The 21,772-nt window shown below is 66.9% G+C and carries 19 protein-coding genes and 1 pseudogene; 14 read left to right on the top strand and 6 right to left on the bottom strand.

Going from position 1 to position 21,772, the window contains the following annotated elements; translation table 11 throughout:
* The first annotated feature begins 45 nt into the window (after positions 1-45).
* The 4 genes from OG716_RS14485 (at position 46) to OG716_RS14470 (ending at position 2,302) form a co-directional block, all read left to right on the top strand.
* Entirely contained in the window at positions 46-600 is a 555-nt protein-coding gene (locus tag OG716_RS14485) for a TetR/AcrR family transcriptional regulator (protein ID WP_405138146.1), read from the top strand.
* A gap of 77 nt (positions 601-677) precedes the next feature.
* A complete protein-coding gene (locus OG716_RS14480) occupies positions 678-1,292 on the top strand; it encodes a hypothetical protein (RefSeq protein ID WP_405138145.1) in 615 nt (204 codons plus the stop codon).
* Positions 1,293-1,367: 75 nt separating this feature from the next.
* Positions 1,368-1,742 carry a VOC family protein gene (locus OG716_RS14475; protein WP_405138144.1) on the top strand — a complete coding sequence of 125 codons (375 nt, stop codon included), beginning with the start codon at positions 1,368-1,370 and terminating at the stop codon, positions 1,740-1,742.
* 71 nt (positions 1,743-1,813) lie between these two features.
* Positions 1,814-2,302 carry a GyrI-like domain-containing protein gene (locus tag OG716_RS14470; RefSeq protein WP_405138143.1) on the top strand — a complete coding sequence of 163 codons (489 nt, stop codon included), beginning with the start codon at positions 1,814-1,816 and terminating at the stop codon, positions 2,300-2,302.
* A gap of 171 nt (positions 2,303-2,473) precedes the next feature.
* On the opposite strand, the gene OG716_RS14465 is transcribed toward OG716_RS14470, so the two are convergent.
* A complete protein-coding gene (locus OG716_RS14465; RefSeq protein ID WP_405138142.1) occupies positions 2,474-3,796 on the bottom strand; it encodes a GDSL-type esterase/lipase family protein in 1,323 nt (440 codons plus the stop codon).
* A gap of 213 nt (positions 3,797-4,009) precedes the next feature.
* On the opposite strand from OG716_RS14465, the gene OG716_RS14460 reads away from it, so the two are divergent.
* From OG716_RS14460 to OG716_RS14445, 4 genes and pseudogenes are all read left to right on the top strand, one after another.
* The gene (locus OG716_RS14460) at positions 4,010-5,527 is read left to right on the top strand and encodes a carboxylesterase/lipase family protein (RefSeq protein WP_405138141.1); all 1,518 of its coding nucleotides are present in this window, start codon (positions 4,010-4,012) and stop codon (positions 5,525-5,527) included.
* A gap of 21 nt (positions 5,528-5,548) precedes the next feature.
* A complete protein-coding gene (locus OG716_RS14455) occupies positions 5,549-7,537 on the top strand; it encodes a GMC family oxidoreductase N-terminal domain-containing protein (protein WP_405138140.1) in 1,989 nt (662 codons plus the stop codon).
* Positions 7,538-7,550: 13 nt separating this feature from the next.
* On the top strand, positions 7,551-8,990 hold the full coding sequence (locus OG716_RS14450) for an aldehyde dehydrogenase family protein (RefSeq protein ID WP_405138139.1): 1,440 nt from the start codon (positions 7,551-7,553) through the stop codon (positions 8,988-8,990).
* 295 nt (positions 8,991-9,285) lie between these two features.
* Positions 9,286-10,005, top strand: a pseudogene (locus OG716_RS14445) (M23 family metallopeptidase); the annotation flags it as partial.
* 3 nt (positions 10,006-10,008) lie between these two features.
* Here the strand turns inward: OG716_RS14445 and OG716_RS14440 are convergent.
* Complete coding sequence (locus OG716_RS14440; RefSeq protein ID WP_405138138.1) at positions 10,009-11,190, bottom strand: cation:proton antiporter; 1,182 nt, start codon at positions 11,188-11,190, stop codon at positions 10,009-10,011.
* Between the two features lie 110 nt (positions 11,191-11,300).
* The gene (locus OG716_RS14435; protein ID WP_405138137.1) at positions 11,301-11,663 is read right to left on the bottom strand and encodes a hypothetical protein; all 363 of its coding nucleotides are present in this window, start codon (positions 11,661-11,663) and stop codon (positions 11,301-11,303) included.
* A 47-nt stretch (positions 11,664-11,710) separates the two neighbouring features.
* Here OG716_RS14435 and OG716_RS14430 point away from each other — a divergent pair, with 47 nt between their 5' ends.
* Positions 11,711-11,905, top strand: coding sequence for a DUF3349 domain-containing protein (locus OG716_RS14430; RefSeq protein WP_405138136.1), 195 nt, complete (start codon positions 11,711-11,713; stop codon positions 11,903-11,905).
* Between the two features lie 6 nt (positions 11,906-11,911).
* Here the strand turns inward: OG716_RS14430 and bla are convergent, their stop codons facing one another.
* The 3 genes from bla to OG716_RS14415 form a co-directional block, all read right to left on the bottom strand.
* Positions 11,912-12,850, bottom strand: coding sequence for a class A beta-lactamase (bla, locus tag OG716_RS14425; protein WP_405138135.1), 939 nt, complete (start codon positions 12,848-12,850; stop codon positions 11,912-11,914).
* Between the two features lie 83 nt (positions 12,851-12,933).
* Positions 12,934-14,622 (bottom strand): FUSC family protein, encoded by a 1,689-nt coding sequence (locus OG716_RS14420; protein WP_405138134.1) that lies wholly within the window; start codon positions 14,620-14,622, stop codon positions 12,934-12,936.
* Positions 14,619-15,218, bottom strand: a complete 600-nt coding sequence (locus OG716_RS14415; protein WP_405138133.1) for a TetR family transcriptional regulator — start codon at positions 15,216-15,218, stop codon at positions 14,619-14,621. Before OG716_RS14415 ends, OG716_RS14420 begins: the two co-directional genes overlap by 4 nt.
* A gap of 79 nt (positions 15,219-15,297) precedes the next feature.
* Here OG716_RS14415 and OG716_RS14410 point away from each other — a divergent pair, with 79 nt between their 5' ends.
* The 5 genes from OG716_RS14410 (at position 15,298) to OG716_RS14390 (ending at position 21,768) form a co-directional block, all read left to right on the top strand.
* The gene (locus OG716_RS14410; protein ID WP_405138132.1) at positions 15,298-15,921 is read left to right on the top strand and encodes a phosphoribosylanthranilate isomerase; all 624 of its coding nucleotides are present in this window, start codon (positions 15,298-15,300) and stop codon (positions 15,919-15,921) included.
* A 103-nt stretch (positions 15,922-16,024) separates the two neighbouring features.
* On the top strand, positions 16,025-16,648 hold the full coding sequence (locus OG716_RS14405; RefSeq protein WP_405138131.1) for a DUF3159 domain-containing protein: 624 nt from the start codon (positions 16,025-16,027) through the stop codon (positions 16,646-16,648).
* Positions 16,645-19,803, top strand: coding sequence for a cytochrome P450 (locus OG716_RS14400; protein ID WP_405138130.1), 3,159 nt, complete (start codon positions 16,645-16,647; stop codon positions 19,801-19,803). The genes OG716_RS14405 and OG716_RS14400 overlap by 4 nt, the downstream gene beginning before the upstream one ends.
* A 635-nt stretch (positions 19,804-20,438) precedes the next feature.
* Positions 20,439-21,431 carry a zinc-binding dehydrogenase gene (locus OG716_RS14395; protein ID WP_405138129.1) on the top strand — a complete coding sequence of 331 codons (993 nt, stop codon included), beginning with the start codon at positions 20,439-20,441 and terminating at the stop codon, positions 21,429-21,431.
* A gap of 1 nt (position 21,432) precedes the next feature.
* A complete protein-coding gene (locus OG716_RS14390; RefSeq protein ID WP_405138128.1) occupies positions 21,433-21,768 on the top strand; it encodes an EthD family reductase in 336 nt (111 codons plus the stop codon).
* Positions 21,769-21,772 lie beyond the last annotated feature (4 nt).

Raw genomic sequence — 21,772 nt, 5'->3', positions numbered from 1 at the left:
GCGGCAGGGTTGCTGAAATATGTAGGTCGGTCTATTGTTTGTCTGGTGAGCAACAAGGGAACCGAGACCAGGGTCAAGCTGTTGGATGCGACTCGGACGCTGGTCGAGGCCCGCGGGTACTTCGGGACCGGGCTCAATCAGATCATCGAAACCAGTGGGGCGCCGAGGGGTTCGCTGTACTTCCATTTCCCCGGCGGTAAGGATCAGCTGGTCGGCGAGGCTATCGGGCGCAGTGGCACCGATATTGCGGAGCTGATCGCCATCGTCGAAGCGCCGAATGCGCGAGAGTTCGTGCGGCAGTTGCTCGCTCTGCTCGGCGACCGGCTGGAGCTCTCCGAATGGACCAGTGGATGCCCCGTCGCAGCCGTCGCGCTGGATGTGGCCTCCTCCAATGACACTGTGCAGCAGGCATGTTCGGCTGTCTATCGGCAGTGGGAAGACGTGCTGCGGGATCGGCTGACCGCCTACGGTCATCCCGAACCGGAACGGTTGACCACCTCGGTTCTCGCAATGATCGAAGGCGGCTTGATTCTGGCCCGCACCCACCGCGACCGCACACCCCTGCGGCAACTGGCCGAGATCGTCGACATCCTCGTCTGAGCCGCAGACGCGCGGTTCCGCCGAACTGGCGTTTTGTCTCAAAAATATATAGAGCGATCTACTGAAAGCTGACAATCATGGTAGACACCGACTCGATCGTCTTCGGCGTCGCCGGATTCATCGGACGGTCACTGGTCGCCGAACTGCTGCGCAACGGGCGTACCGTCGCTGCGGCTGTCCGGTCCGGTAGCCGGGAACGCCTGCGCACCTGGCTCATTGATGAAGGCGTCGACCAGGGCCAACTCACGATCGTCGATATCTCACCGGCCTTCCTGCCATCGCGAGCATCACGGCTGACCCGCTCGCGAATCATCGCAGAGGTCATGAAGCGCCTCCCGGCAGCGAAACTGGCTGAGCAACTGGGTGTTCCGAACAGCCCGGCCATCGAGAGCGCCGCCGCCAACCTGCATCGCCCCGGCGTCGCCTGCCGCACCGTCGCCGCCCTCGCCGCCGCGAGCACCCCCAGGAACCGGACCGCGCTCACCGCCGAATTATCGCAGCTGCGTGTACCTTTCGACATCATCGCCGGTTCCGACGATCCGATAACCGCACCCATCACCCACCCGGTGACAATCATCGACGGCACCGGCCACTATCCCCAACTGACTCATCCCGATGTCATAGCGAGCCTGCTCCGCAGTGCAGGAAGTCGCGCCGCCGCGTCGGAGGGTGCGGTGACCGCCGTCGGCTGAACACGGCATCCAGCCTGCGGCACCGTCCCGGCTGACCCCTACGCTCAGTGGGTGCATCTGGAGCTGATCACCATCGTGGTCGCGGAGTACGACCCGGCCATTGAATTCTTTGTGCGGGTTCTGAGTTTCGACCTGATCGAAGACTCTCCGTCATTGACCAGCGACGGTCGTGCGAAGCGGTGGGTGGTCGTCAGGCCGCCCGGCGCGGTGACGGGAATTCTGCTGGCGCGCGCTGATGGAGAGGTGCAGCGGGCTGCTATCGGGGGTCAGGTGGCCGGGCGGGTGGGGTTCTTTCTGCGGGTCGAGAACTTCGGCGAGGCGTACCGCCGAATGAGCAGTGCCGGGGTCGAATTTGTGACCGAACCCCGCACCGAGCCGTATGGGCAGCTTGCTGTCTTTCTCGATATCGCCGGCAATCGGTGGGATCTCCTCGGTCCGAGCGAGCAATAACGCAGCGATGAGATTCGGGTGGCTGCGGCGTCTGTGTTGTGGATGGGTTCTCTACTGCATCGAGGAGAGTCGTGGCTGACCACATTGCTGATGGATCGGTGGCGGGTCCTGGCCTGGTCGATGTCGCCGAGGTGACGACGGCCGTCGTTCGCGGCACGGTTCCGCCGTTCGGACTGCGGGACTTCTTCGATACCTCGTTCCGTGTGCTGCCGGAGGTGGTCGCCGCACACGGGGCAGCCATTGGCGGACCAGCATTCGGGCTGTATCGAGGGGTCTCGGGCGAATCGATCGACCTCGAGGCCGGGTTCGCGGTCGGCAAGGCGGTGCAGCCGGAGCGTGGCGTCACCCCCGGGCGCCTGTCCGCAGGCCGGGTTGCCCGGGTTGTCCATGCCGGCAACTTCGACGCGTTGAACAATGCATGGGATCGCCTGAATGCCTGGATCGGCGAGCAGGGCGGCGTCGCCGGTCCGGTGCGCTGGGAGGTCTACCACACCCAGCCGACCCCGGACATGGATCCTTCGGATCTGTGCACCGAACTCAACTGGCTCTCGAGCGACTGACGAGCGGGCAACGGGGTTTGGCGTTCGAGAGCACTCGCGCACTGCCGGGCGGATCGGTGGAGATCATCCAACGACTCGTCCGGCAGACGGGACTTCCGTTGCGCACCAGGCTGGTTGGCTACCGGCATCGCAGCGGTCGGCGGTCAGTTGGGCGCGCCGAACTGCCGACTGTCACCCGCAGGTTCTCCCACCCAGGGTCGAGAGGTCGATGGCGTCGGCCATGGCCTGGTAGCCGGTCAGGTTGGGATGGAGTTTGTCGGGCCCGGCGAAGCGCGGATCCAGCGCATTGGGATCGGCGGGGTCCTGGACGGCGGCGGCGAAGTCGATGACCGTGTCCGAGAGGTGCTGGGTGCGGATCCAGTCGTTGATGCGCAATCGAATCGGGTTCTGCCGCGGGGCGATCGCGCTGCCGATGAACGATCCGCCCGCCGGCATCAGGGTGCCGAGGTGGACGCGCAGTCCGGCGGCTTTCAGGCGGGTGATGACGTCGGTGTAGGCGCCGATGAGACGGTCGTAGTCGGCGCCGACGGGGGAGTCGAGGTCATTGATCCCCTCCAGCAGAATGACATCGGTGACCCCCGATTGGTCCAGGACATCGCCTGCGGCGCGGGACACGGCGCTCGGGCCGAACATGGGCAGCACTCCGTCGTCGTCCAGCGCATTTCCGGAGATACCCGCATTGAGCACGGCCAGTGGGATTCCCGCCGCGTCGAGGCGGTGCTGCAAAAAGTCCGGATACCGTGCGTTGGTATCGGGCAGCGCCGGATTCTGCGGTATTCCGAGGTAATTGGCGGAAACGTAGCCGTCGGTAATCGAATCACCCAGTGCGACAACGGCGGAGACGTCGCTGGAAGCCGACACATCCACGGTCGACACGAGTGGAACCGCGGTGGTGCTGAAGGCATATGCCGTCCCGGCCGAATCCCCGGTGCTGTCACCCGCTCCGGGCGCGGTGTAGTAACTGGTGGCATTGCCGTTGAAGTGCTCGGTCAGCAGAGGCGCAGTCCCCGGCAGATATACGCTCACCGCGATCGGAGCCCAAGCCGTCGCGGCGAATTCGACGGGATCGCTGAGGATCTCCGCTCCCGGCGCCAGCGTGATGCCCGCCTGCCCGGCGAAGGTGATCGCCCGCATGGAGGCCGCATCCACCTCGGCTCCGGTCGCGCGGTCGGCGATCGTGGCATGACCGACGGTCAGCGGCAGTGACCGGAACCGATTGGTCAGCCGAATCCGCACCTGGCCGCCACCGCGGTGCGGCGTGACCACGATCCGATAGGACTGCTCACCCACCGAAAGTATCGGCTGCAGTGCGGGATCGATGGCCTCGAGCGCATCGGAGGGGCTGGCCGCCCAGGAACCCACCCAATGCGTGGCCGGGCATTCGGCGACGCCGGGTCCGTCGGCCGCGGCCGGTCCGGCGGTTGCGGTTGCGAAGACCGCGAGCGCGGTCAGGAGCACCGCCCGTCCCCGAATGGAATTCGGATCGTTGGTCATCAGATGTCCTCCCCTGGTACGCGCCGCCCGTCCGATATCAGCTGGACGGGTGCCCACATTAGCCGCGCGCGACTCCGCACGGACCCGATCCGGAAAGAAGCCCGAGCCGCCAACCGAATCCGATTTCAAGTTCATTTCGCGGTATCGCCGCGAGCCGGTGCGCGGCGAATTTCAATGGACTCACACCGGGTGGCGTAGTGATGGAGGAACGGAATGGAACCGATCGTCGAAGTGAGCGGCGGCAAGATCCAGGGACGTACGACGACGGGCGTCAGCGCATTTCTCGGAGTCCCCTATGCGGCGGCTCCGATCGGACTCACACGCTTTCTCGCGCCGCGGCCGGTGGTGCCGTGGGACGGGATTCGCACGGCGAATGCGCTGGGCCCCACCTGCATTCAGCCCTCGTACCCGCCCGGTATCGAGGAGATCCTGGGTACCTACACCGTGCCCGGCGCGGAGTACCTCAATGTGAATGTGTGGACCCCGGACCCCGGCGGCTCGGGCTTGCCGGTCATGGTCTGGATTCACGGTGGTGCGTTCGAGCACGGTTCCAATGCCGTGCCGGCCTATGACGGCGCTGCGTTCGCCCGCGACGGCGTGGTGCTGGTATCGGTGAACTACCGCCTCGGCATCTCCGGTTTCGCGGTACTCGACGGTGGCCCCGCCAATCGCGGGCTACTCGACCAGCTTTACGCTCTGGCCTGGGTGCAGGACAATATCGCGGCCTTCGGCGGCGATCCCGCCAATGTCACCGTCTTCGGCGAATCGGCGGGCGCCATGAGCGTCGCGGCGCTGCTCAGCGCCCCCGCCGCGCGCGGCCTGTTCGGCAGGGCGATCATGCAGAGCGGAAACGGCAGCGTCGCGGTCACCGCGGACGATGCCCGGCTGATGAGCGCGGAGCTGGCGAAAAGGCTCGAAATAACCCCGACCGCTGAGGCATTCGCAATGGTGAAGCCCGCAGATCTGCTCACCGCTCAGCAGTCCGTCCATGCCGAATTTTCCTTGAACCCGGACCCGGCGCGATGGGGCGCCTCGGTGGTCGCGGCCGGCGGCGGCGTCATGAACCTGATGCCCACGCTCGACGGCGAGCTGCTCTCGGCGCTGCCCATCGACGCCATCACCGCGGGATCCGCCCGCGGCATCCCGCTCATCATCGGCGTCACCGCCGAGGAATTCCGCCTGTTCACCGTGCCCACCGGCCTCGCCGCGGCGGCCACCACCGATATGCTCCCGTTCCTGCTGGCGCGCTTCGGCATCGAGGTCTCGGTGGCCGAGGCGTTCGCCGCCGCGCGCCCCGACGACACCCCCGGCGATGTGCTGGCGGCCGTCATCACCGATGGCATGTTCCGCCGTCCGACCGCCGAACTGGCCGCCGCGCACGCCGCGACCGGAACCCCGGCCTACGTCTACGAATTCGGCTGGCAGCGCACCGATGGCGAACTCGGGGCCTGCCACGGCCTCGAAGTCCCGTTCGTCTTCGACACGCTCGCCGATGCGGTTCCGCTCGCCGGTCCGCACGCACCGCAGCGCCTCGCCGACGAAATCCATTCGGCCTGGATCGCTTTCGCCACCACCGGCGAGCCGGGCTGGGAGCAGTACAGCGCCGATCATCGAGCCGTCATGCGATTCGGCGATCCCCGATCAGAGCTCGTCACCGGCCCGGCCGGCGGCGTGTGGAGCACCGAGCCCTTCGCGGCGGCCGATACCGCTGTGCCCGGCGCGGAACGATAGACCCGGAAAGTCGAGGAAGATATGACCGAATGGATGACCGACGAGCGGTCACAGGCGCTGCGAGCGATCTGCGACACCATCGTCCCGGCACTGCAGCGCACCGATGATCAGGACGGCTTCTGGGCGCGTACCGCCTCCGAACTCGGTGCGGATCAGGGCATTGTCGCCTATCTGGCGGGCATGCCCGAGGACCAGCGCACCGGTCTGCTCGGGCTCATCGATGCCCTTGCCGCACAGGGCATTGTCGCAGCCTCACCACTGTCCCGCGAGGAATTGCTCAGGCGCACAGCGCTACTGGGACCGCTGACCGGAGCGGGAGTCGGCGTACTGATCTCGCTCACGCTGTTCCTCACCTACGGCCTGCCGGACCCGGCCACCGGCCAGAATCCCATGTGGCGCAGATTCGGCTTCCCGGGCCCGATCGGCGCACCGCAGCAGGGCACCAAATCCCTGCACATCACAGTGCCGCAGCCTGATTCGACTATCGAGGCCGATATTGTGATCGTCGGTTCCGGCGCGGGCGGTGGCGTGATCGCCGGGCAGCTGGCCCAGGCCGGACTGCGCGCCGTGGTCCTGGAGGCAGGCGGTTACTTCGACGAATCCGACTTCAACCAGCTCGAATTGTGGGGCTTCCAGAACCTCTACTGGCGCGGCGGCCCGACCCCGACCGCCGATTTCAATATCTCGCTGCAGGCCGGCGCGACCCTGGGCGGCGGCACCACCGTCAACTGGACCAACTGCCTGCGCACCCGTCCCTGGGTGCGCGAGCAGTGGGCGCGCGAACACGGGCTGAAGGATCTGGACGGTCCCGAGTTCGACCGGCACCTGGACGCAGTGGCACAGCGCATCTCGGTCAATGAGCAGTGCTCCGATTTCAACGGTCCGACCAAACGCTTCGCGGCAGCGGCCGAGCATCTCGGCTGGTCGTTCGCCACCATCGCCCGCAATACCGATCCGGCGACCTACGATCCGGCCAGCGCCGGATATCTGGGTTTCGGCGACCAGTCCGGATCCAAACAGGGCACCATGAAGACCTACCTGCGCGACGCCTCCGACGCGGGCGCGCAGATCATCGTGCGCACTCGCGCCGATCGGGTCCTGGTCGACAATGGCCGGGCCGCAGGTGTTTCGGCGACCTACACCGATCCGGCGACCGGCGATGCCGCCACCTTCACCGTGCGCGCGCCCCGGGTGGTCGTCGCGGGCGGCGCGCTGGAATCACCCGCGCTGCTGCTGCGCTCCGGCATCGGTGGGCCCGCTGTCGGCAAGTACCTGCGCCTGCACCCGGTCGCCGCCGTCGCCGGTATCTACGCCGAGGATCAGCAGGCGTGGTGGGGCGCTCCGCACACCGGACTGATCGACGAATTCGCCGATACCGGAGACGGTTACGGCTTCCTCATCGAGACGGCGCAGTACACGACCGGTCTGGGAGCCTCGGCTGTGCCCTGGGCGTCCGGCGCCGCGCACAAGCAGTTCCTGAGCCGCTATCGCAATGCGGTGACCAGCCTGGCGGTGCTGCGCGACCGCGGGCACGGACAGGTGAGCATCGATGCCGACGGCAATTCGGTGGTGTCGTACTCCATCACCGATGAGCTCGACCTCGCCAATCTGCGCCGCGGCGTGGAGGCGCTGGCCATCATGCACGAGGCAGCCGGCGCGGTGCAGATCGTGGCCTTCGCCGAGGGCTTGCCGACCTGGCGCTGGGGCGAGGACCTCGACCCCTACATTGCCGCGATCCGCCGAATCCCCTTCCGCGCCGGGGGCTATCGCATGTTCTCCGCACATCAGATGGGCAGCTGCCGCATGGGCACGGACCCGCAGACCAGCGTCGCCGGACCCACCGGCGAGCTGCACGACACCCCCGGCGTCTGGATCGGCGACGGCAGCGCGTTCCCCACCGCATCGGGCACCAATCCCATGCTGTCGATCATGGCGCTGGCGCACCGCACCGCCGAAGCGATCGCGGCCGATGCCGGCGCGACCATCCGCACCGGCGTCACGGCGAAGTAGAGACGAGGACGATATGACCACCACCGAACCCGCCGTACAACTGCACAACCGGGCCTATATCGGCGGCGAATGGATCACCCTGTCCGGCACCGGCACCCACGATGTCGTCAACCCCGCCACCGAGCAGACCATCGCGACGGTCCGGCTCGGCACCGCCGCCGATGTGGACACGGCGGTGCGGGCCGCGCAGGCCGGATTCGAATCCTGGTCGCGCAGTACGGTCTCCACCCGCGCCGAGGTGCTGGCCGCCATCGCCGCCGGACTCGAGGCCCGCGGAGATGAACTGGCGGCACTGATTTCGCAGGAGGTCGGCACCCCGGTCGCCGTCTCCCGGCTGCTGCAGGCCGGATTACCCGCCATGACCTTCTCGGCGGCCGCCCGATTCGTGAGCGAGCTGCCCTGGGAGGAGGAACTCGGCAATGCCCTGATCGTCCGGGAGCCGGTCGGAGTGGTCGGCGCGATCACCCCGTGGAACTATCCGCTGCATCAGATCGCCGCCAAGGTCGCCCCCGCACTGGCCGCAGGCTGCTCGATCGTGGTGAAACCCAGTGAGGTGGCGCCACTCTCGTCCTTCCTGTTCGCCGAGATCATCGATGCGCTCGGCCTGCCCGCCGGTGTCTTCAACCTGGTTCCCGGCACCGGACCCGTGGTCGGCGAAGCGCTGGCCGCGCATCCCGGCGTGGATATGATCTCGCTGACCGGTTCGGCCACGGCGGGTGCGCGGGTCTCCGAGCTGGCCGCGCGGACGATCAAGAAGGTCGCGCTGGAGCTGGGCGGTAAATCGGCCAATGTGATTCTCGACGATGCCGACCTGATGACCGCGGTCGTCGACGGCGTCGGCAAATGCTTCCTCAATTCCGGCCAGACCTGCACGGCGCTGACCCGAATGCTGGTGCCGCGCAGCCGATTGGCCGAGGTGGAAGCCATCGCGAAGGCCGCGGTCGAGGCCGCCGTCGTGGGCGATCCCTTCGACCCGGCCACCGCCGTGGGCCCGATGGTCACCGTGGCGCACCGCAATCGGGTGCTCGGATACATCCGCCGCGGGATCGAGGAGGGCGCCACCCTGGTGACCGGCGGCACCGATCCGGTCGAGGGCCTGGACCGCGGCTGGTTCGTGCGCCCCACCGTCTTCTCCGATGTCGATCCGGCCATGACGATCGCGCAGGAGGAGATCTTCGGTCCGGTGCTGGCGATCCTGCCCTATGACGATGAGGACCATGCCGTCGCGATTGCCAATGGCACGCACTACGGCCTGTCCGGGGGAGTCTGGTCCGCCGATCCGGAACGCGCCCAGCGCGTGGCCCGGCGACTGCGCACCGGACAGGTCGAAATCAATGGCGGCGCCTTCAGTCCCGTCGCCCCGTTCGGCGGCTACAAGCAGTCCGGAAACGGCCGTGAACTCGGTCCGTACGGCGTGCTGGAGTTCCTCGAGACGAAGGCCATGTTCCGTTAGCGGTGACCTGGGCGGGCGGAGTCCCCTTTCGGACAATCCGCCCGCCGACCCTGGCGATGTTGCGGTGTTCACCTGCGCCGGAGCCGAATTGCCCTATTCGAAGCCGGGACCGGACGGTCCTTTCCTGGGAGTCGTTCACAGTTTCGGGTGATATCGTCGCGCCGCCGCAGACGGCACGTGCGGTCGGCGGTTTCGGACCGGGACGAATCGGGACGGGACCGCGCGCCGCAGAGATTGCGTAGGAGGTTCGGTTCTGTTGCACGGCAATACTTTCTGGACTGCTGGTGGACGGTCGGGTACACACCGGAAGCCGCCCGCCATCACGATTTTGAAGGGTCGCGCGGTCATCGCGGCGGTGGCCGCCGGTGCGGCGGTGGCCGCGGGACAGGCCGGTTTGCAAGACCAGGGCGGCCATAAGACCACTGCCGCTGCCGGACCCTCGACCCTGGAGATCGCTGCCCTGCAGCCCGCAAGTCTCGAAGGCACAGACGCGCACTTCCCGGAGATCCTCGATGCCGCCCAGGCCGAGGACGCCTCGCAATTCCAGAACATTCTGCAGAACGGCAAGCAGTTCGAGGCCGATATAGCCGCCCGGGCCGCCTCGAAACTGCGGCCGCTCTTCGTGAAATTCGCCTCGGGCACCTTCACATCCGGCTTCGGAACACGGTGGGGCGCCCAACATCTGGGCGTGGACGTGGCGGCGCCGATCGGAACCCCCATCTACGCCGTCATGGATGGCACTGTGATCAGCGCTGGTCCGGCCTCCGGCTTCGGCATGTGGGTCCGGCTGCAGCACGACGACGGCACCATCACCGTCTACGGTCACGTGGACACCGCGACAGTCTCGGTGGGCCAGCGGGTCCTGGCCGGCGACCAGATCGCCACGGTCGGCAATCGCGGCTTCTCCACTGGCCCGCACTGCCATTTCGAGGTATGGCTCAATGGCGCCGACAAGATCGACCCGCTGCCCTGGCTCGCCAGCCGCGGCATTTCCCTCGGCCCGGAAATCGACTGACCGTCAGGCAGTGCGCACGCGCAGCCGATCCACCCCGCGCAGTGCCGGCTCGATCACCCGCGCGGCAATGGGACCCAGCACCGCCATGATCAGCACATAGGTTGTGGCGAGTGCGGCGAACTCCGGGGGGACCGCACCGGCGGTGACCGCGAGACCCGCGATGACAATGGAGAATTCGCCGCGCGCGACCAGCGCTGATCCGGCGCGGGCGCGACCGTAGCGCGAAGCCCCGGCGCGCTCTGCCGCCCACCACCCGGTGGCGATCTTGGTCGCGGCGGTCACCAGCGCGAGCGTGAGCGCCCACCCGAGCACCGGCGGAATGCCGGCCGGATCGGTGCTGAGACCGAACAGCACGAAGAACAGCGCGGCGAACAGATCCCGCAGCGGTTCCAGCAGTTTGGCGGCATTGTGCGCGGTGGAACCGGAGATCGCGATGCCCAGCAGGAAGGCGCCCACCGCGGCGGAGACCTGCAGTGACGAGGCCAATCCGGCGATCAGCAGGGCCGCGCCGAGCAGTTTGAGCAGGAAGATCTCACGATCGTCGCTGTCGACGATCCGGGAGACGTACTTGCCGAAGCGCAGTGCGACCACCAGTACGACCGTCACCGTCACCAGCGCGATGCCGACGGTGGTCATCCCGGCCGCGAAGCCCGCGCCGGCCAGCACCGCGGTGAGCACCGGGAGGTATCCGGCCATGACCAGATCCTCGAACACCAGAATCGACAGGATGGTCGGCGTCTCCCGATTGCCCAGGCGTCCCAGATCATTGAGCACCTTGGCGACAATGCCGGAGGAAGAGATATAGGTGACCCCGGCCATGGCGACCGCACCGGTCAGGCCCCAGCCCAGCAGCAGCGCCACCGTCACACCCGGCGCGGCATTGAGCACGAGGTCGACCACACCGGCGAGCCATGAGGTGCGCAGACCGGTGACCAATTCGGTTGCGCTGTATTCCAAGCCCAGTAGTAGCAGCAGCAGTACCACGCCGATCTCACTGGCCAGTTCGATGAACTGGTCCACATGCTCGAGCCTGATCAGACCGCCGGTGCCGAACACCAGTCCGCCGATCAGATACAGCGGTATGGGCGACATGCCGATTCGTGCGGCGAGCCGCCCGAGCAGTCCCAACCCGAAGAGCACCGCCCCGAGTTGGATGAGCGACAGCGCGGTTTCGTGAGCGACCACCGGACTCACCCGTCCGTCAGGATGGGCGCGGCGGTGCGCCCGTCGGTGGTGCCGTAGTCGCGTATGCGGAAACCGTATATGTGTGTTGCGGCAATGTTCACGCCCCTACCTTAATCGGACAAATCGGTCAGATTGACCAGTGGGGTCGAAGTGCCTACCTGCGGGTAGTGGTGAACAACGCATGGGGGCAACACAATTCGGATCAGCGGGGTGTCTCGCGGCAATCTCAGGTCCGGGATCGGCCGGTGCCACGCATGGGTACGGCGGGGCAGCAGCAGCCGCTGTCGTTGATTCTGGCGCTGGAGTACGTGGTGATCGCGCTGCCGTTCACCTTCCGGGCGCTCGACGCCGGAATCCGGGGTTCGCGCATCGGCGTCCTGGTCGAGGCCGCGCAGAACCTCGGCGCCTTCCTTTCGGTGGAGGTCGCCGAAACTGTGTCGGGTGGTCTGCTGAATATCGGCAATGTGAACCACATGGCAATGCTGCACATCGTTTTCGCCGGCCTGGTCGGCGGAATTCTGTGGAATCTGCTCGGCAGGTCGCTGCCGCACTCGTCCAGCAGGGCACGATTCCGGCCGACAAGGCGGACGTCGGGGTGGTCATCACCAAACTCACCGATGAATTGCCGACCGAATCGGACCTGGTCCGGGTGCGCGCGCACCTGGTGGCCTCGGGCTGGCCCATCGAGGACGATTGGAACGACATCGGCGAGTGACGGCGGTTACCGCACTGCCGCTACGGCATTGCGGGTCGCCTCCGCGATCACAGTGCTGTCCGCCTGCGCCTCTTTGGCGGGGTGGGTGGACAGCACCGCGATGACGATGGGCGCTGTGCTGCCGGTCGGCCAGGTGACGGCAACATCATTGGCGGTTCCGTAGCCGGAGCCGGTGCCGGTTTTGTCGCCGGTTTTCCAGTCGTTCGGCAGGCCCGCGCGAATACGCTGGCCGCCGGTGGTGTTGGCGAGCAGCCAATCGGTCAACTGCTTGCGCTCCGGGGCCGGTAGCGCGTCGCCGACGGTGAGGGCCTGATAGTCGTGCGCGATGGCGGCCGGTGTTGTGGTGTCCTGCTCATTGCCCGGGATCGAGTCATTGAGCAGCGGTTCCCAGCGGTCCAGCCGGCTGACCTGATCACCGAGGGTTCGGACGAACTGGGTGACGGCCTGGGGTCCGCCGAGCAGTTTCAGTACCTCGTTGCCCGCGACATTGTCGCTGTAAGTGATTGCCGCATCGCATAATTCGAGTACCGACATGCCGCTGGCGACCCTGGCGCCGGTGACCGGTGCGCCATCGGCCGCGGTGACGTCCGCATCGGTGAAATGGATGATCTGGTTGAAGTATCCGGTGTCGAGCGGGTGGGCGTGCAGCAGCGCGCCGCAGGCGAGGGTCTTGAACGTCGAGGCCATGGGGAAGCGCTCGTCCTGGCGGTAGCCGACCGTCTTTCCCGTTGCGGTGTCGAGAGCGAACACCCCGAGGCGGGCCTGCGCGTGCTGTTCGACGGCGGCCAACTGTGCGTCGGCGGCGGAGGTGCTGGTGGCTGCGGGCGCTGTGGTGCTCGCGGTGTCCGACGTGTTCCCGCACGCAGCGATCGCGGGCAGCGTCAAAGTCATCATCGCGGCGAATATCCGGCGGGCCGGGGTCAGCCGCTTCCTGCTCTGAGTCATGGTGACACGACAACACGGAAGCGGTACGGCTGTCCAAGACCACGCCGGTATCCACCGATATCCGAATCGATATCGGCGCAGGGTCAGCGCCGGTTCCGGTGGGCACGGGCATGGAAAACGTCCCGGTGTGTGGCGACCACATCGGGCCAGAGGGCGTGCGCCCCGGCGCGGGTGAGGCCGTCGGCATGGAGAACGTCGAAGGTCTGCCAGGCGTCGAGTGCGTGGTGAGTTGCCTTCGCGCGCAATGCCTGCGGTGGTGCTCCGGCGGCTGCTTGCAGTTCCGCTGTGGCGGTGGCGGCGTTCCGCAGTGCGTCGGTCAGATGGGCGATGGTGACGGGCCGCCGGAACATATAGGCGGCGACCAGTGCGATCGTGGCGCCTAGGGCTGTTTCCCATGCACGCGGGCCCATCGACTGAGCCGCGACGCCGGGGTGCGCGAGCTCGGGCATCAATAACGCCAGGGGAGTGACGAAAGCTACTGCGACGCCGTAGTTTCGCGGGAAGAACAGCTGTGCCACGAACATGCAGACGGCGATGACCGCGAGGAGCCCGGCGACATTCGGGTCGATCCAGAGCACCCCGGCGGTGACGGCGATGCCGAGCAGGGTGCCCGCGGCGCGCTGCAGGGCGCGGTGGAAGATCATGGTGGTGTGCGCGCCCTGCAGGACCGCAGCGGTGGAGACGGGGACCCAATACCAGTGCGGCATATGGGCGCCGAGAGCCAAGGTTGATGCCAGCGCGGTGGGCACCGCCATGCGTTCCGCGTGCACGCGGGCGATCGAGTGCCGATCGGTCACGTGGCGGCGTATATCTCGCAGCAGGCTGGTGCGCGAGTGTCGCCGGTGTGACCGGCCGCCGGGCGCTGTCTTGCCGCGGCAAGTTCTCGTCGCAGCCGCGATCGTCGCATCGACGGGCCGACCTCCCGCCATTGCGGCGGATGCCCGAACAGTCTTGCCGCCGGCAAGGGCGGCGAGAGCGTCACGACGGGAGTTGTTGCCGCCGTCGTTGATCAGTGCCGTGCGATCGCCGATCAACTCGTCGAGGATCAGATCCGCCTGCTCCGCAAGGTGAGTGAGCCGCGCGACCCCGGAGTGCTCGCGCGCGGGCAGCGACAGTGCCGTCTGGACGGCTACGGCTGCCGCATGTCGTGCCGCGTCTTCCCCGGGAGTGCCCATTGCGGAGGCGAAGCGCGAAAGCTGAAGGTAGGCATGGGAGATCGCCGCGCGGTACGGGCGGGCCGGGGACGCCACGACGGAGAGCGCGGTCATCGCTATCGCGAAGCCCGCACCGGCGGCCGTCCACAGCGCGCGCTGGCCGACCTGGTGCGGTTCGACGGGCAGCGCCAACGCGATGCTCGACGCGATCAGGATCAGGATCATGCCGGGTTGCCCGGCGCGGCCCACGTCGATGACGAAGGTGGCGAGTCCGGCGACGACGGCGATGAGAACCGCTGCTACCCAGGGTGATCCCGCGACGGCGGAGAACACTGTGACACCTGCGACGATCGCGAGACCGGCCGCGCTGCTGATGCGCAGGCGACGTGAGCTGGGCTCGCCGATGCCGTAGACGACCGCGAATCCGCCTGCGACCGCGAGCAATCCGGCGGCTCGACCCGCAACGGCGTTCACCGCGAGAAACGGCACGACGGTGGCGAAGAGCGCCAGCACGGCGGCCTCCCAGGCCCAGGGGCCGGGCCGGTGCGCCACGAGCGCGCGCAGCAGCGGCGGATGTGCCGGGGCGGGCGGGAATTCGGTGGTGATCGCGTGGGTCATCGAATCGCACCGGTGATCACGAATTGCAGCGTATTGGCGAGGACTTCCTCGAACTGTGCGGCGGGCAGGGAGCAGGCCGGTTCGAAGCGGAAGACGTAGCGCTCCATGATCGTTCCGATGAGCAGGCAGCGCACCAGCGCATTGCGGGCCGGGCCGGTGCCCTCATCGCCGAAAATGGCACGCAGCGGTGTGGCCAGCTGCACATCCAGGACCGATCGCATGATCTGCTCGCTCGGCGGATGAGTCATGGCCGAGCGCAGCAGCGCCTGCCAGGGATCGTCGGCGCTCATGTGCTCCCACCGTTCGACATAGCGCCGCGCCAGCCGTGCTCCCAGGCCCTCGAGCTCCCCGGGCAGGACGTCGTCGCGCAGTCGGAGATCGCTGACAATCTCCCGGAACAGGGCCTCTTTGCTGCCGAAATAGGTGATCACCAGTGCCGGATTGACATCGGCGTCCGCGGCGATGGCGCGAATCGAGGTCTGGTCGAAGCCGCGCTCGGTGAAAAGCCTGCGCGCGGAATCCAGGACGCTGCGGCGTCGGCCCTCCGGATCGTGCGTCCGCTTGCGCTTGGTGGTGTGTTGCTCCGCGGTCGCCATCTTGTCAATCTAAACGCATGTTTAAAAAGATTCTATGTGGGTTGATTCACTCCCGGGTACGGGCTGGTTAACTGGCCATGTGACTACCCCCTTCATCAAGATCTGCGGTTTGAAGACCGAAACGGATGTCGACGCGGCCGTGACCGCCGGGGCTGACGCGGTGGGGTTCGTCTTCGCGCCGGGGAGTCCGCGCACCGTCGACGCCGGCACCGCTCGGCGTCTGGCCGAGTGGGTACCGGCCGGCGTGCTCACGGTCGGCGTCTTTCGCGGTCAGTCCGTGGCGGAGATCCGGCGATTCGTGCGCGAGAGCGGTGTGCGCGCAGCGCAGTTGCACGGAGAGGAGGGGCCCGAATTCTTCGAGGCGCTGCGAGATGAGGGAAAGACGTTGCTGCGGGCCACCTCTCAGCATGTCGAGAAGTGCGGAGAGTACGGCGAGGATCTGCTCCTGCTCGATGCCCCCGATCCGGGCTCGGGTACACCGTGGAATTGGGGATCGGCGCAGTTCTCCGCGCCGGAGGGACAGTGGCTGCTGGCAGGCGGCCTGAGCCCGGCCAATGTTCGTGAGGCGCTGGAGCTGACGGGCGCCTGGGGCGTCGACGTCTCCAGTGGCGTCGAGAGCGCGCGCGGTGTGAAGTCGCCCGACCTGATTCGCGCGTTCATCACGGCGGCCCGCGACGGCAGGCCGGTGACCTCCCGGAATTGACTCGCGGCGCGCGTCGGCGGGCTGCGGTCATCCCTCGCGCGGGGGACCTGAGATCACCCGCTCGAGCGATGCTCCGGCCGGTTGTGCTGGTTAGCGTGGCGGTATGGAGCCTGCTCAGGAAGTAACCCGGCGGCAACCGCTCGCCGGCCCCCTGCGGCAATTCGAGCGCAGGCATGTGATCGATGCGCTGGTGCCCAATAGCGCCTTCCTGCTCGGATATGTCATTGCGGGACCACTGATCGGGGTGACCGCGGCGCTTGTCGTGGCCTCGGCGCTGGTGCTGGTGCGGGTGTTGCGCAGCGAGCAGTTGCGACTGATCGCGATGTCCTTCGGCGCTGTGCTGCTGCAGGCCGCCTTGGTACTGGGCACCGGGGAGGGCCGCAATTTCTTCCTGTCCTGGTTGGTGGTCAATACCGCGCTCATTGTCCTTTTCGCGGGATCGCTGGTCCGGGGCCGCCCCATTACCGTGCGCATCGCGCGGCGCGCCGGATTGCCGGAGGACCCGGAGATTCATCAGCGGCTGACCGGCTACTGGCTCGGACTGTGGGCGCTGCACCTGGCGGTAGGGCTGCCGCTGTATCTGGCGAATCAGGTTGTCGCGCTGGGTGTTGCGCATTTTGTGCTCGGTCTGCCCCTGCTGTTCGCGCTCGCGGTGCTGTCGTGGCGTCTCCTCAGTCGGCCCGCCGCGCCCGCACCCGCCCGCTACCACCGAGAGGAAATTCGATGAAAACGCAGTCCAGTACCGAGATTCCGACTCTCGGCCGGGCTCGGCTGCCGGTGTTCGGCGATATCGGCGGTTTCGCGGGTCAGCGCACGGCATTCGAATTGCCCTCGGCATTCGGTGAACTCGGCAGTCTGATCTCCGCCAACCGGTTCGGGCGGCAGGTGCTGCTGGCCGGACGGGTCGATGTGGTCAGTGATCTGTGTGACGACTCGCGGTTCGTCAAATTTGTCGGCCCGGCGCTGAAACTATTGCGCGGCAATATCGGCGGCGGATTGTTCACCGCCGACAATGATGACCCGAATTGGGCGAAGGCCCACAACATCTTGATGCCCGGCTTCGCGATGGACGAGATCGACAGCTATCACCCGGTCATGCTCCGGGTCGCGGACGCGTTGATGGGCAAATGGGATGCGGCGGCAGATCGCAATCCCGTCGACGTTGTCGGTGACCTGACCGGATTGACCTTGGACACCATCGGATTGGCCGGATTCGGTTACGACTTCGGGTCCTTCGGCAGGGCGACCTCGCACCCGTTCGTCGAGGCGCTCCGTGAGGTTCTGACGAGTACTCAGCAGCGACTGCGACGTCCGCCGGGCAGCGATCGGCTGTTCCGGCGGCAGGATGCCGCGCAGCGCGAGCAGACCTCGGTCATGTTGTCCACCATCGATGATGTGCTGCGGGCCCGCCGAGAGCGGGATGACATTTCGACCGATGACCTGCTGGGGCTGATGCTCAATGCGGTCGATCCGCAGTCGGGCGCGGGTCTCGGCGACACCAATATTCGCGATCAGATCGTCACCTTCCTGGTCGCCGGGCACGAGACAACCTCGGGCGCACTGTCTTTCGCGCTGTACGAGCTCGTCAAGAATCCGGTCGCACTGGCCCGGGCCACCGCTGAGGTGGATGCGCTGTGGGGTGCGGCCGACAATCCGCGGCCCACCGCCGATGATGTGCGCGGATTGCGTTATATACGACAGTGTCTCGACGAATCGCTGCGGCTGTGGCCGACGGCTCCCGGATTCAACCGGGTCAGTGCGGCCGATTCGATGCTGGCCGGACGTTACCCGGTTCCCGCCGGACAGCAGGTGCTGGTGGTGCTGCCCGCGCTGCATCGCGATCCGTGCTGGGGTGAGAATGTCGATGCGTTCGATCCCGACCGCTTCACCCCTGAACGCACCGCGGCGCGCCCGGTGCATGCCTACAAACCCTTCGGGACCGGCGAACGCGCCTGCATCGGAAGCCGTTTCGCGGTGCACGAGGCCACGCTGGTGCTCGGACTGCTGTTGCACCGCTATGCCTTCGACGATCACCGCAATTACCGGCTGGAGGTCGCGCAGACGCTGACGGTGAAGCCACGCGGGTTCACGCTGCGGCTGCGTCGCCGTACTCCGGCTGAGCGGGCCGTGGCAAAGCTGCCCGCCGCGATTGCCGTCGAGAGTCCGAAAGCGCTGCGCGCCAAGGGGACACCGCTGACCGTACTGCACGGTTCGAATCTCGGGGTCACCGAGCGATGGGCCGATACTCTCGCCGCCCGCGCCGCCGAGGCGGGGTTCACGGTGCGCCGGGGCAGTCTCGACGATGCGGTCGACTCCCTGCCGGCCGATCATCCGGTGCTGCTGCTCGCCGCGTCCTACAACGGCCGGTGCACCGACGATGCCGCGCGGTTCGTCGAGCGGCTCGAGCATGCCCGGGACGGCGAGTTCGACGGTGTGCGGTTCGGTGTTCTCGGTGTCGGTGACCGCAATTGGAGCGCCACCTACCAGCGTGTGCCGACCTTCATCGACGAGCAGCTCGCGGCGGGCGGTGCGCAGCGGCTGGTGCCGCGCGGTATCGCGGACGCCGCCGTGGGGCTCGCTGTCGCCGCGGATCCATGGATCGAGGAGGTGCTCGGCACCCTGCTGAGCGAATTCGGTGAGCCGGTCGAGGGGCCGGTCGGTGCCATCCCCTCGGGTCATCGGATCGTGAAAGTCGCTGCTACCGATGCCGCTACGGCGTTGACCGCCGGATTCTCGAGCTTCACCGTGGCGGCCAATGAGCCGCTCACCGATCAGGGTCGGCCGGGCCGCACCAAAACGATGCTCCGCCTCGAGCTGCCCGCCGGAAGCGAGTACCGCACCAGTGATCAGCTTGTGGTGCTCGCCCCCAATCCCGATCGGCACGTCAAAGGCGCGCTCGCCGCGTGCGCGCTCGAGGGTGAGCAGCTGGTTGTCGTCGAGCCCACGCGTACGGTCGGTGAATCCCGCATTCCGGCCGGTGTGCCGATCACTGTGGAGGATCTGCTGCGCCACACCGTGGACCTGCGTATCCCGGTCTCGGACGCGATCGTTCGCCGACTGGCCGAACTCAATCCCTGCCCGCCGGAGGCCCGCGCGCTGGCCGATCTGGCCGAGTCGGCGGCCGAACTCGCCAGGCCCACTCTGATCGAGCTGGTGGAGCGGTATCCGGCGCTCACCGGTCGCATCGATCTCGCGACGCTGCTCGACCTGCTGCCACCCCTGCGTCCTCGCACGTATTCGATCTCCTCGAGTCCGGCGGCGAGTCCGCGGGCTGTCGAATTGCTCGTCGCGGTGGTCGAATCCGAGGTGGGTGAGCGCGGCACCGGATCCGGCTACCTCGCCGATCTCGCGCCCGGCGATCGAATCCGGGGGCGGTTGCAGCCCTGCCGTGAAATCTTCCGCGTCGATCCGGCCAGTACGGTGCCGACCGTGTTGATCGCGGCCGGGAGTGGGCTGGCGCCGTTCCACGGCGTTATCGCGGACCGGCTGCACGCTCTGCGTCAAGGTGTGGAATTAGTGCAGGCCACACTGTATTTCGGCTGCGATCACCCCGATCTGGACTATCTGTACCGGGATGCGCTGGCCGCTGCCGAAACCGCAGGTGTGGTACGTGTGCGGGCTGCGTTCAGCAAACAGCCCGTCGAGAACGCCCGCTACGCCCAGGACTGTCTGGCGCAGGACGCCGACCAGATCTGGGCTCAGCTGCGGGCGGGTGCGCAGGTTTACGTCTGCGGTGACGCGCGTCGTCTCGCGCCCGGTGTGCGCGAGGCGCTCATGCGGATCTACCGCGACAATACCGGTGCCGATGCCGGCCAAGCCCAGCAGTGGCTCGGTGACCTCGGACAACAGGGGCGCTACGTCGAGGACGTCTACGCGAGCTGAGGCGCCGAACCGAATAGTCGAAAGTTCCTGTCCCGCCTGCGAATATCGCAGGCGGGATTTTCGTCGTCACCCTCTCGGATGATTTCGCATCCCCCTCGGGAGGGATATTCATACGGAAAATTCGGTGATAATTCAGGGTTGTGGATCACAAATGTCTTATATGAATGGCGAATTCGATTTCTATACAGGTGAATTCACAGGACGCGTTAAGTGATCTCTCAGCTGCGGTAGGCAGAGTGGGCCGTGTCAGCAGCGAAATGCAATGGCTGGCAGTGTATTCCACTATTGAGAGGCGATCGAATGATTCCCGTTATTATCAACACCGGCAGCGCTGCTCTCGGAGGTCTGCTGAACACCGGAAGCGCGGCACTGGGAGGGATCCTCGGTACGCTCTGGACCGGTTCGTTCGGCTGACAGTCGCCGATACGAGGAGTCCTGGGCGGCAGCCCTGACAAGGCGCCCAGGGTGCCGGAATACGAACACCCAGGACTCGGCCGGTCCGGAACCAGTTTCCGGACCGGCCGAATTGTTTGTGCAGGGCTGCCGATTCCTTTGGGTGGCGGCGGTGGTCTACATGGTGGAGGTGCGGCACAGGCCGCCCTCGCTCACCCCAGTCGAGTAGAAAGCCGAGTGCCTTGACGCTCCCCACCACCATGCGCGCCCTGCGGCAGATGTCCCTGAACGGTCCGCAGGACATGCGCCTGATCACCGATGCACCGGTACCGGTCCCCGGCCGGGATGAGATTCTGCTGCGAGTTACCGCCGCAGGCGTCAACTTTCGCGATGTCTCGCAAACCCGGGGGACATCCGGGGGTGGCCCGCAGCCGCCGTATCCGGCGGGTTTCGAGGCTGCCGGTGACATCGTCGCCGTAGGCGCGGCGGTGACCGGTCTGGAACTCGGATCCACCGTAATCGGTGTCGGATACGGCGCTTTCGCCGAGTACATGGTCCTGCCCGCAGCCGCAGCGGCACCGGTGCCGCCGGGCTGGACCGCCGAGCAGGCGCTGGGTCTCGTCGTGAACCTGCCGACCGCACTGGCCGCACTCAGACCCCTCGGTCAGATCGCTGCCGGGCAGACCGTCCTCATCCATGCCGCAGCGGGTGGCACCGGCCAAGCCGCGGTGAAAATGGCCAAACATTATGGCGCGAGGGTCATAGCCACCGCCGCGCCGAGCAAGCACGACACCGTGCGGGCTTTGGGCGCCGACCACATCCTGGACTCCCACACCGCCGATATCGCCGCCGAAGTACTGCGGCTGACCGGCGGCACGGGAGCCGATCTGGTGCTGGAGTCGCCCGGCGGCGCCACCTTCGCCGCGAGCCTGGCTGCCGCCAAGCGCGTCACCGGCCGAGTCATCGTCTTCGGCCTGGCCGGCGGCGAGGCCTCGATCACCAACTGGGACCTGGTATATCGGCACCAGGTCCACCTCATCGGCCTCAATATCGGCGTGCTGATCCAGACCGCACCACAGATCTTCGGCGAACTCATGGGTGAGCTGTTCGGGCTCATCGCCACCGGCGTGCTCACTCCAGGACAGCCCACCACCTACGAATTGGCCGACGGCCCCAAGGCTCTCGCTGAGCTGGAAAGCCGCGCGACCGCCGGCAAACTCGCACTGGTGCCCTGAGATGAGCATCGACCCGGGTGTCACTCCCAGAGCGCGATTCGTGATCATGTACGACCGGCCGTCGGATGTCGAGGCGTTCGAACGGCACTACAGCGAGGTTCATATTCCGCTGGCCAAACAGCTTCCCGGCTTGCGCCGATATACGGTCAGCCGCGATGCGACGCCGGTGATCGGCGAGCCCTACTACCTGGTCGTCATGCTCGACTGGGACGATATGGAAGCGCTGGGCGCGGCGTTCGGCTCCGAAGTCGGCAACCGAACGGCCGAGGACGCGACCACGAATCTGGCTCGCTACACCACCCTTCGCGGCATGGTCGTGCGGCTCGACGACCAGTGACATC

Source organism: Nocardia sp. NBC_01388, from assembly GCF_045040085.1.
GTDB lineage: Bacteria > Actinomycetota > Actinomycetes > Mycobacteriales > Mycobacteriaceae > Nocardia.
This window is presented reverse-complemented; position numbering and strand designations above follow the sequence as displayed.

Bases quoted from the DNA above. Each gene is read 5' to 3' on its own strand.
- OG716_RS14480 (WP_405138145.1), top strand. From the start codon at position 678: ATGGTAGACACCGACTCGATCGTCTTCGGCGTCGCCGGATTCATCGGA.
- OG716_RS14465 (WP_405138142.1), bottom strand. From the start codon at position 3,796: ATGACCAACGATCCGAATTCCATTCGGGGACGGGCGGTGCTCCTGACC.
- OG716_RS14460 (WP_405138141.1), top strand. From the start codon at position 4,010: ATGGAACCGATCGTCGAAGTGAGCGGCGGCAAGATCCAGGGACGTACG.
- OG716_RS14455 (WP_405138140.1), top strand. From the start codon at position 5,549: ATGACCGAATGGATGACCGACGAGCGGTCACAGGCGCTGCGAGCGATC.
- OG716_RS14450 (WP_405138139.1), top strand. From the start codon at position 7,551: ATGACCACCACCGAACCCGCCGTACAACTGCACAACCGGGCCTATATC.
- bla (WP_405138135.1), bottom strand. From the start codon at position 12,850: ATGACTCAGAGCAGGAAGCGGCTGACCCCGGCCCGCCGGATATTCGCC.
- OG716_RS14420 (WP_405138134.1), bottom strand. From the start codon at position 14,622: ATGACCCACGCGATCACCACCGAATTCCCGCCCGCCCCGGCACATCCG.
- OG716_RS14415 (WP_405138133.1), bottom strand. From the start codon at position 15,218: ATGGCGACCGCGGAGCAACACACCACCAAGCGCAAGCGGACGCACGAT.
- OG716_RS14405 (WP_405138131.1), top strand. From the start codon at position 16,025: ATGGAGCCTGCTCAGGAAGTAACCCGGCGGCAACCGCTCGCCGGCCCC.
- OG716_RS14400 (WP_405138130.1), top strand. From the start codon at position 16,645: ATGAAAACGCAGTCCAGTACCGAGATTCCGACTCTCGGCCGGGCTCGG.
- OG716_RS14390 (WP_405138128.1), top strand. From the start codon at position 21,433: ATGAGCATCGACCCGGGTGTCACTCCCAGAGCGCGATTCGTGATCATG.